9 protein-coding genes are annotated in these 8,080 nt (G+C 62.8%); 2 read left to right on the top strand and 7 right to left on the bottom strand.

Annotation, left to right across the window (positions count from 1 at the left end; genetic code table 11):
• Positions 1-928 (bottom strand): Y-family DNA polymerase (locus CDO81_RS07040; protein ID WP_088482367.1); only part of this gene is annotated, 928 nt, incomplete at its 3' end.
• Between the two features lie 4 nt (positions 929-932).
• Positions 933-1,307 carry a LexA family protein gene (locus CDO81_RS07035; RefSeq protein ID WP_241516875.1) on the bottom strand — a complete coding sequence of 125 codons (375 nt, stop codon included), beginning with the start codon at positions 1,305-1,307 and terminating at the stop codon, positions 933-935.
• Between the two features lie 208 nt (positions 1,308-1,515).
• Between CDO81_RS07035 and CDO81_RS27980 the strand changes: the two genes are divergently transcribed.
• A complete protein-coding gene (locus CDO81_RS27980) occupies positions 1,516-1,659 on the top strand; it encodes a hypothetical protein (RefSeq protein ID WP_158218176.1) in 144 nt (47 codons plus the stop codon).
• A 211-nt stretch (positions 1,660-1,870) separates the two neighbouring features.
• Here the strand turns inward: CDO81_RS27980 and CDO81_RS07025 are convergent, their stop codons facing one another.
• Complete coding sequence (locus CDO81_RS07025) at positions 1,871-2,848, bottom strand: tyrosine-type recombinase/integrase (RefSeq protein WP_088482364.1); 978 nt, start codon at positions 2,846-2,848, stop codon at positions 1,871-1,873.
• Between the two features lie 50 nt (positions 2,849-2,898).
• Here CDO81_RS07025 and CDO81_RS07020 point away from each other — a divergent pair, with 50 nt between their 5' ends.
• Positions 2,899-4,083 carry a class I SAM-dependent methyltransferase gene (locus tag CDO81_RS07020; RefSeq protein ID WP_088482363.1) on the top strand — a complete coding sequence of 395 codons (1,185 nt, stop codon included), beginning with the start codon at positions 2,899-2,901 and terminating at the stop codon, positions 4,081-4,083.
• A 16-nt stretch (positions 4,084-4,099) separates the two neighbouring features.
• On the opposite strand, the gene CDO81_RS07015 is transcribed toward CDO81_RS07020, so the two are convergent.
• The 4 genes from CDO81_RS07015 to CDO81_RS07000 form a co-directional block, all read right to left on the bottom strand.
• Positions 4,100-4,420, bottom strand: coding sequence for a helix-turn-helix domain-containing protein (locus tag CDO81_RS07015; RefSeq protein WP_088482362.1), 321 nt, complete (start codon positions 4,418-4,420; stop codon positions 4,100-4,102).
• A gap of 183 nt (positions 4,421-4,603) precedes the next feature.
• On the bottom strand, positions 4,604-5,497 hold the full coding sequence (locus tag CDO81_RS07010) for a hypothetical protein (protein WP_088482361.1): 894 nt from the start codon (positions 5,495-5,497) through the stop codon (positions 4,604-4,606).
• Complete coding sequence (locus CDO81_RS07005; protein ID WP_158218175.1) at positions 5,494-6,459, bottom strand: TniQ family protein; 966 nt, start codon at positions 6,457-6,459, stop codon at positions 5,494-5,496. The genes CDO81_RS07010 and CDO81_RS07005 overlap by 4 nt, the downstream gene beginning before the upstream one ends.
• Positions 6,456-8,078, bottom strand: coding sequence for an AAA family ATPase (locus CDO81_RS07000; RefSeq protein WP_088482359.1), 1,623 nt, complete (start codon positions 8,076-8,078; stop codon positions 6,456-6,458). The genes CDO81_RS07005 and CDO81_RS07000 overlap by 4 nt, the downstream gene beginning before the upstream one ends.
• Positions 8,079-8,080: the final 2 nt, after the last annotated feature.

Raw genomic sequence — 8,080 nt, 5'->3', positions numbered from 1 at the left:
CACCTCCAGGTCTTTGGCCTCTTCGCGCTTGGCCACGCCCCGGTAGCCTGCGTCGGCAAACACGACCTTCTCCTGGCCGTGCAGCAGCGCTGCTGGCGAACTCGCTGATGGCTTGGATCAACGGCGCCAGGTCGCGAACGGGAGCACCGAAGGATCGGGTCGAGGCAATCTGCTGCCTGGGGGCCGGCTCGTCCTCGAATGCCATGCAAGGCGTGCCCTGCAATTCCCTCACGGTGCGCTCCAGCACCACTGACCAGTTCAATCGGAGGGTGTTGGCGTCGAGCTTGACGAGTTGGCTGGCCGTCTTGATGCCGCAGGCTCGCAACTGCTCGCCGATGCGTGGGCCGACGCCCCAGATGTCGCCCACGGGGGTCGCTGCTAGCAGTTCGTCGAGCGCCGACGGCGATAGCCGCCCAAGGTGGGAAACCTGGGCATGCTCTGCCGGATAACTGCCAGGCTTGCGTTCGGCCGACTTCGCCACATGGTTCGCGAACTTGGCCAACGTCTTGGTGGGGCCGATGCCCACGCTGCACGGCATGCCCAGCCACTGCAGTACCCGGGCACGCAACCTTCTGGACCGTTCCACCAAGTCGCCGCGCACACCGTCCAGGGAGATGAAGGTTTCGTCGATGCTGTAGACCTCCTGCTCCGGACCCAGCCCCGCCGCGAGGCTCATGAACCTGTCGCTCATGTCGCCGTAGAGGCCGAAGTTTGCGGACAGCGCGATGAGACCTGCGTCTTCCTCCAAGTTCTTGAACTGAAAGAATGGCTGCCCCATCTTGATCCCGAGGGCGCGGGCTTCGTCGCTTCTGGCTATCGCGCAGCCGTCGTTGTTGCTGAGCACGACGACGGGGAGCCCGTTCAAGGAGGGGCGGAAGACCCGCTCCATGCTGACATAGGCGTTGTTGATGTCCAGCAGGGCCAGCATGGCATCACACGGGCATGGTCTTGATGGACGCTGTCACGACGCCCCACACCTCGACCACTTGGCCCTCCTTGGGCACGATGTCGGGGTAGCAGGGATTGGCCGCCTTCAGCTTCATCCGGCCGGCGCGGATCTGGAGTTGCTTGCAGACGAACTCGCCGTCGATGACGGCGATGACCACGTGGCCGTTCTTGGCCGTGACGGCTTTGTCGACGACGAGCACGTCGCCATCGAAGATGCCGGCCTCCCGCATCGAGTCGCCCCGCGCCCGTAGAAGGAAGGTGGCCTGGGGATGCTTGATCAGCTGCGCCGTCAGATCGATGCGCTTGGCGCCGATGTCTTCGGCCGGGCTCGGGAACCCGGCATGAACGGTCACTCCCAAGCCGCGGACGTGCAACGGCGTCGACTGGACATGCGCCAGGCAGATGTCAGAGGAAAGGGTGAGCTGCCGCATACTGTTGTTATGTACAGTATAGGCGCGAGGTGCTGGTGGGCTTCCTGGCTGCTGACCTTGGTTGTGGATGCCGTCACGTTAGGACGCCTGAATTTGCAATCGACGCTGGAGCGTGTCCAATCAGGGCGTTGGAAGGATGCGCTGGAAGAAGATCGCGATGACCACTCCATCGAAACGGATGCGTGCCATCCAGCTTGGCGCGGAGTTGCTGACCTGCATACAGGCCGACGATTCCTCGAACCGCGAAGGGAAGGCAACGTTGGAGAGGCGGCGCGCCTGACCCGTCAGGCAGCTGCGCTTGGTAAAGCGTACGTCTGGCACAGCCGACCAGGAGAACCGTTATGCCCACGCTCAGCAGGCCCTGCGCCGATACACCGAATCCGAACTGGCCCAGCAAGACAGGCAACCCTTCGGGCGGTGGCCGAGGTAACAACCCGCCCGGGAAGAAGTGAGGCCCAGTCGACCAGTTGGCTGTCGCGACGCCGCGCCGCCTAGGCGTCCGCCGCTTCTGTTTGCAGTTTGGCGCGGACGGACTTCTGTAGCTTGCTCATGATGCTTCGTTGCGTGTCAGGCTCTGTCGCCGCCTCAGCAGGGATGGCCTTGCCGCATTGAGCGCGGACGACGTTGATGGCTCGATCGGCGTCACGAGTCGCTCCGGCAAGATAGGCTTTGCGCACCAGCCTCGGACTCGGCACGTCGCTGGCAATGTCTTCGGCCTCGGTGCGGCGCAACAGGGCCCACACTGACCATGGCTGAAGCGATTTGCCGTTCTTGAAGTTCGCGATCAACGGGGAGTCGGATGGAAGGGGCTCCCTGACATCCTCTTCGCGCAACTGTCGATAGCGCTGCCACAAGACTGCGATTTCCCGCGGAAGGACTACGGGTGACGGTCGCCCTGTGCAGCGCAGCTCGCACACCCCGTTTGCAGAGGGAAGGCTCAGATCGTCGACGCGCAAGCTGGCGATCTCTCGTGGGGTCAACGCGCCCCAGAAGCTGATGCCCAGTGCCAGGTGTCTGCGCGCCTGGCGCGCGTCGTCGGGAATGCTGGCGCTGCGCAGGATGCTCTTCAGGCCGTCTGACAACTGTTCAATCGCCAAGGTTTCCGTTGTGGACGGCCGTTCGAAGTGCGGAGGCTCCACATCGGCGGGATCCCAGGAGAGCCAGTCACGCCGAGCGCAGAAGAGCAGGAAGGACCGCGTGATGCGCACGGCTTGAACTGCGCTTGCTGGCTTCAACGGCTTGGCCAGCGGAGAGATCGCGGTCCTGTCTGTTGTCAGGCAGGACAGGTAGGCGGTCCAGTGCTTCGCCTTCAGTCGGTGGACTTCCAGGACACCAGACGACGCGCAGAACGCGATCAGCCGACCCACCTCGCCGCGGTAAGCAGCAGAGGTCGCGTCGGACAGCGTCAGCGACTTCAGCCAAGCGACCTCGGCATCGGTAAGGATTAAGGGTGACCCGCGCGCAGCCATAAAAACAGAATTATGTTCATAATTTTGGTCAACACAGAACGGAACGTTGGATGGCCACCTTGCAGCTGGACGAAACACTGATGGCAACTGGGCTTGCAGCTCGAATCGCCGAAAGAATTCGACTCACAGGAGGGGACTGGCTCGACATCGGCGTCGGATCCGGCCGCCTTCTCGAAGCGGGCCTCGCCAGTCATGGAATAGACCGCTACGTTGGCGTAGAACTTGGTTCCAAGCTCGCTTCTGCCGGGCTGCCATCAGCGGCGGTTGCAGGCGAGCTGCACATCGCCGATGTGTTGCAGTCCGATGCGATGCATAGCGCCTTGGGTCAGCGCCGGTTCAGGGTTGCTGTCGGCAACCCTCCGTCAGGGCTTGGCGTCGTGTCTCCAGCCGCGCAAGCGAGGTTGAGGGCGCTCTATCCTGAGGTGGTGCCGATCCGGTCGCGGACGAGATTGGACTTGTACGTCCTTCTCGAGGCACTCGCGCGTCTTGAGCGACCGGCGGAGATGGCCTTCGTCGTGGCAGCGCCCCTTGTCCAGGATCCGACCGTGGCAGCATTTCGCAAGATGCTGGTGGAATCTGCATCCGAGATCGAGTGCTACGAACTGCCCGATGCCTTCAGCCAAAAGGGCAAAGTCCGCGCCTTCCTGCTGGTGGCGCGGTTCGGCCAGACGCAGGGGGCCCGGGTGACGCTGGGGCGGCTGGAAGGCGATGACCTTGCGTTGTCTGCGTGGCGCTCGCTCGGTGCAAGCAACGCGATCCGTCGAATGGACTTGGCGTACTACGAGTTCCAGGACATGACCCAAGCTTTGACTCGCCGACCCGGGTTCGCGACGCTTGCTGACCTGGGCGCCCATGTGGCGCCCGGGAGTCGCACCAAGAATCAGTTCGTTGCGATGGGTGTTTCCCACTTCCACACCAGCGACTTTCCAGTCGCCGATGGCGCGGTGGTCTTCGATGAGCAATGGTTGCGCGGCGTTGAGATGGCACAGGAAGGCCACACGCTCGTGCCCTGCGTTGGCGCGCGTTGCATCGAGCGTGTCGTGCACGTTGCGAGGGGCTGCTGTCCCATCACCGACGCGGTGTGCTGCGTGAACGTGCAGGCCAGGTGGCGCAATGACGTCTTCGACTGGATGTACGGCGAAGAGGGAAAGGCATGGAGACGTACTGCCGCCGAAGTTCTCGGCGCTGGCCGCCTCACCGCCGCGACGCTGATGACGATGCCGATCCCGACCTGAGCTTCCGAGGGTTCGGCTAAGGCAGCAAGTCAAGACCTGACGCGGCGAGCTCTGCTTTGACCTGGTGGAGCAGACGGTCGATCTCCGTCGATGATCCTGTTTCACAGTAGCAGAGCGTCAGGAGCGTCAACGGGTGCACGCCCAGAACACTGGCCAGCTCGTCGACCTTGCTGACAGTCGGCGTTCGCTCCCGCCGCTCCAACTTGCTGATATAGGTTCGGCCGGAAACGGCGTCAAACACGTCTTGAGAAAGTCCGCGAGCAGTCCTCAATGCGCGAAATGCTCGCGCAAAGTCGCTTGTGTCAAAGCCATCTGGCGCTGATCGGTCAGATCGCATTCGACAATTATGCGACCTGCATCTGTGCGCTATGAGGTGCGTATTGCATCCTCGTAGGTCGGCATCCGGTGGCTCACCACCTTGCATGGCGCCACTTCCCGTCGTGGCCGCCTCGCGAGGTGGGCTCAGCGACGACGGCCTGTCAGCCCTCAGGCCTGGTTCGAGCGACTGTGTCGGAAGCATCTACTTCCATCTATCAAAGTCACTTTGACCGACGCGGGGGCCTGTTAGCCCATTGTTCGCCACGTACACGACCTTGCGCCAGGTTCTTGGCAGGAATGGCGCGGCGTGTGAGATGCGGATGCGTTGAACCACGATGAGATCGTCCATCTCGTAGCCATCAAAAATGAGATTGATCGTCTCTGCCCTGCGCGGCAGGGTCAGCGTCCAACCTGGTCGCCCTAGTCCCTCGATTGCGCGGTATAGGCATGGAAGTCTGCATTGGTCCAGCCAGAAAGCGAGGATGCAAAGGCTGGTGGGTTCGATGTACGGATCCCGCCCGGCCATAGCTACCCTTTGAATCTCCAATATCTCTTCGTCCTCTGGAGCGCGCAGACACGCCAAGTCCAGGGACAGAGGATGTTTGAGTCGGCACCACACCAACGGGTTGGGGATGGCCAGCGCAATGAGCAGCGTGAGGGACGGTATCAGCAGACGCTTTCCCTCAAAGGGCGCCATGGCCCACCCGTTCGCCCCAACGTCCTCGGGCAGCCCCAGACTCCTCAGACGGACGTCACCAGCTTCGAAGGGGCGAAGCGTGTCGAGTCTCACCGGTGCGTCGCGCACAAGCCGGCGCGTCCATGAGCCAAATGTCGAATGAGGAGGCTCGAAAGCGAGTGGCCCGGCCCGCCACCCTTGCGGAGGTGCCTTGACGTCGAAGTAGTCCAACGCGGTGGTGGTGGTTCCTTGCTGGGCAGTCACGGTGTCAAGCGCGAGCACACCATCATGGTCGGTCAGCGAGCGGCGCCACATGATGCGCGGCTCGTCGGGGCCTGGCCGGTGATCCCAGCGCTTCTTGACGCTGGGCGGGGCGTCCACGTTGACATGCTGCGCATACGGCGCGTGGGGGCGCTTCATGAAATGGTTCCCATCAGGCGTTCGTCCCAAGATCTGGCGTGTGTGTCTGTAGGCGCTGCTCGCCACAGCCGCTCGCGCAAGAACAGTCGCATCGTCACGTGGTGAAGCGGCCGGACTCGAAGAGAGAGCTGGGTGTACAAACCGCGCCACCAGTGACGGACACCGAGCAGCTGAGGAGCGACGCCGTATCTAGCGGTGAAAGCGGCCATCTCCCCGGCGAGATGGCCGGTGGCAACTTGGCCTTGCCTCCCCTGGAAGCCAACCCGCTTCAGGACGGTGGCGTACTGTTCGATGTCGAGATGAAGGCTGGTCGCCGCTCGCGTCGTATGCAGGTTGAACTTCCCCATCTCGCGCGCTATGCAGTGAGACAGGTGCACACCTGGAACGGGCAGCGTCAAACGGTTCCCGCTGCACAGCAGATCATTCGCGGTCCAGAAGTCGTGGCGCTGCGGCTCGTATGGAACAAGGCTGTCAAACAGACGGTCGCCATGCAGATAGCAGTTCGCGACCATGGGAAGCTGATGCGCCGTGTGCCAGTACGGCTCACCAAACGTGCGACCGTCTTCATGCCTGCAGGTGCGGCAGTAGCGGAGCTGAGCCGGCGTTGACGCGCACCGCAGCCCGCCAAGGGATTTGCTCAAGGGGCGGTCTTCAGCAGCGCTTGTCTGCAGCAGGTCGCCGAGGCGAGATGCTGGATCGAACGCGAGCATGTACGGCAACAGGGTGTGTTGCCGCGCGAAGCCGACCTCATCAAGCTCAGTGCGGCCGCGCAGGTGTGCCAGCAGCCGGTGGACGCGGTTCGGATACGCGATGTTGATGCGAGCTGACAGCCCGCCGAGCGCCATGCGAGGACGCAGGTCGCGTTGGGAGTAGCCGGCCCGGGTGAGGTCTCTTGCGACGATGCTGTACCAGAGTTCGCCAGGGTAGGGCGCTGGCAGCCGGTCGAGATCGGCGACTTTCACTGCACCACCCAGTTGTCGATATCGAGCAGGTGCCCCAATTTCTTCATGTCCGACTCAACCGAGCGTGTGGTCTCGTTTGCCTCGTAGACCAGGCGGCGGATGTCCAGCACGGGCAGTGCAGCGAACTGCTCTGCGATCGCAGCCTTGCGTTTGAGACTCGACGTGGGACGCAACCGCGGCTGCTTGGCCGCCTTGATCGCTTTGGCGACGATCTCTGCAGCGGTGGCCTCAGGATCCTGCTTCGCCGCATGGTTCGCGAAGTTCTCGGCCTGCTCTTGCGAGGCCATGCCGAGTTCCTGCATGGCCTTGGTGGCACCTTCGGCAGCGGCGTCCGATGCCGCCGACCGCGCGGCTCGCTTTGCCGCCTCGAATTTCGCAGCCAGCTGATACTCGGCCAGGATACGCCTGGTGTAGAGATCGATGTCGTCCGGCTCGGCATCCCAGATGGTGGGGCTGTCCTCCCGGTGGCCGTCGCGCATCTGACGAATGGCCGGCTGGATGTAGTCCAGGTGCTTGGCGGCACAGGCCTCCACGAGAGCGACATCGATGGTCTCGGACTCCGTCGCGATGGCCTCGCACTGCGCAAAAGCCATCAGTCGCACAGCGAAGTCGGGTACGCCCTGCGTGCATCGCCAAAAGGCGCTCGAGAGGTCGTCAGTGCATGGCACGACATGGGTCGTGAACTGCAGCTTGAAGAGCACCGTCATGAAAGCTTCCCAGATCTCGCCGGGCGGGATCTTCTTGATTTGGGTGGTGCCGATGGATGTCGCACGCCGCGCGCCGCGCAGCTTTGACTTCAGGATGGGCAGCGCCTCCCACGTACCGATGAGCATGACGGTGCAGCCGATCTCATTGACCAGCGTGGTGAGGAACTCGACGGCGTCCTGATCAACGCCGGTCTTCTTGCGCAACCAGTGTTGAATCTCGTCGAGGACCAGCACGCCCAGGTTGAGCATGCGCGCCATCGCTGCGCATTCGAAACCCAGGCGCCTCGCCGAGCCGCGCACCCTGGCGCGTTGTGCGCCAGTGGCCAGCACGGTGGCATACAACTCCTCATAGACCACCTCGGCAAGCGCTTTTTCCGTCTTGGTGGTGCCCGCCTCCGTCCACAAGAACAGGCGTTGGAACAGGAAGTCATGATGCGGATGCCGCAGCAGCGAATCGCTGCACAGGCGCCGCAGCATGCGGCGACCGACCTGGGTCTTGCCGCAGCCGGGCGTGCCGACTACGGTGATGAGGTTGGGCATGTCGGAGAGTTCGGTGAAATCCCTCCGAAGTGCCTTGTCCTTGGAGAACGAGTCGCACATGGCGTAGAAGACCGCGGCGGAGTCCGTACGGCGCCGAGCGTTTGACACGTACGTCTTGCAGATCGAGTTCCACAGATGCACCCCGAGCATGAGCTGGTCGGGGGTCGGAAAGAACAGGTCGAATAACCGACCGATGTACTGCAACCGCAGTTCAGGCGGATGCTGACGCTCTTCCGGCGTGCACCGAGGGATGGAGGTCATCGCGCTATGGAGCTGACTCTCGTACAAAGGTGGCCAGGCCTCGATCAGGGGAATGCCCTGGTAATCGATGTTGTGCGCTGGGTAGTAGTGATTGATGTCGATGATCTTCATGA

It is taken from the genome of Roseateles puraquae (assembly GCF_002205845.1).
Taxonomy (GTDB): Bacteria; Pseudomonadota; Gammaproteobacteria; order Burkholderiales; family Burkholderiaceae_C; genus Pelomonas; species Pelomonas puraquae.
Note: the sequence above shows the minus strand (reverse complement) of the source record. Positions and strands in the feature narration are given on the sequence as shown.

What these genes read in the sequence shown, in the direction of transcription:
- CDO81_RS27980 (WP_158218176.1), top strand. Translation starts at nt 1,516, where the DNA reads ATGCGCTGGAAGAAGATCGCGATGACCACTCCATCGAAACGGATGCGT.
- CDO81_RS07025 (WP_088482364.1), bottom strand. Translation starts at nt 2,848, where the DNA reads ATGGCTGCGCGCGGGTCACCCTTAATCCTTACCGATGCCGAGGTCGCT.
- CDO81_RS07020 (WP_088482363.1), top strand. Translation starts at nt 2,899, where the DNA reads ATGGCCACCTTGCAGCTGGACGAAACACTGATGGCAACTGGGCTTGCA.
- CDO81_RS07015 (WP_088482362.1), bottom strand. Translation starts at nt 4,420, where the DNA reads ATGCGATCTGACCGATCAGCGCCAGATGGCTTTGACACAAGCGACTTT.
- CDO81_RS07010 (WP_088482361.1), bottom strand. Translation starts at nt 5,497, where the DNA reads ATGAAGCGCCCCCACGCGCCGTATGCGCAGCATGTCAACGTGGACGCC.
- CDO81_RS07000 (WP_088482359.1), bottom strand. Translation starts at nt 8,078, where the DNA reads ATGAAGATCATCGACATCAATCACTACTACCCAGCGCACAACATCGAT.